We start from the raw sequence: 1275 nt of genomic DNA, 5'->3' as shown, positions 1-1275 counted from the left end.
TAGTGTAAATGCCACAGCTTCGGCGGATTGCTTGAGCCCCGCTACATTGTCGGCGCGGAATCACTTGACCAGTGAGCTATTACGCACTCTTTCAAGGGTGGCTGCTTCTAAGCCAACCTCCTGGTTGTCTGGGCAACTCCACATCCTTTTCCACTTAGCAATCGCTTAGGGGCCTTAGCTGGTGATCTGGGCTGTTTCCCTCTCGACTACGGAGCTTATCCCCCGCAGTCTCACTGCCGCGCTCTCACTTACCGGCATTCGGAGTTTGGCTGATTTCGGTAAGCCGGTAAGCCCCCTAGACCATCCAGTGCTCTACCTCCGGTAAGAAACACGCGACGCTGCACCTATATGCATTTCGGGGAGAACCAGCTATCACGGAGTTTGATTGGCCTTTCACCCCTATCCACAGGTCATCCCCCAGGTTTTCAACCCTGGTGGGTTCGGTCCTCCACGCGGTCTTACCCGCGCTTCAACCTGCCCATGGATAGATCACTCCGCTTCGGGTCTAGAGCATGCGACTAAAGCGCCCTATTCAGACTCGCTTTCGCTACGGCTACCCCACACGGGTTAACCTCGCCACACACCACTAACTCGCAGGCTCATTCTTCAAAAGGCACGCCGTCACACCATCACAAGGATGACGCTCCGACGGATTGTAGGCAATCGGTTTCAGGTACTATTTCACTCCCCTCCCGGGGTACTTTTCATCTTTCCCTCACGGTACTAGTCCGCTATCGGTCACCAAGAAGTATTTAGGCTTAGCGGGTGGTCCCGCCAGATTCACACGGGATTTCAAGAGTCCCGTGCTACTTGGGAAAACACTCGGAAGTCACTGTCTTACGCCTACAGGGCTATAACCCACTACGGCTCAACATTCCAGAAGATTCGACTTCAACAGTGATTTATAACTCCCTGACCTCACGGCATTGAGATCGGAATGCTCCCACAACCCCACATGCGCAACACACGCCGGCTATCACACGCACATGGTTTAGCCTCATCCGCTTTCGCTCGCCACTACTCACGGAATCACTATTGTTTTCTCTTCCTGCGGGTACTGAGATGTTTCACTTCCCCGCGTTCCCTCCAGAACCCTATGTGTTCAGGAACTGGTAACTGGCTTTAGAATGCCAGCTGGGTTTCCCCATTCGGACACCCCCGGATCACAGCTCGGTTGCCAACTCCCCGGGGCTTATCGCAGGCTCCAACGTCCTTCATCGGCTCTTGGTGCCAAGACATCCACCGATTGCCCTTAGTAGCTTGTCACAACAACAA

The 1275-nt window shown here is 54.1% G+C and carries 1 rRNA gene (cut by a window edge); it reads right to left on the bottom strand.

The features are described 5' to 3' along the window. Positions 1-1266, bottom strand: a 23S ribosomal RNA gene (locus tag ACFVWG_RS41430) (it extends 1935 nt beyond the left edge of the window). Positions 1267-1275: the final 9 nt, after the last annotated feature.

This window comes from Kribbella sp. NPDC058245 (assembly GCF_042882005.1).
In the GTDB taxonomy this organism is placed as follows: Bacteria; Actinomycetota; Actinomycetes; order Propionibacteriales; family Kribbellaceae; genus Kribbella.
The sequence above is the reverse complement of the archived record's forward strand: the minus strand, read 5'-3'. Positions and strand labels throughout refer to the sequence as shown.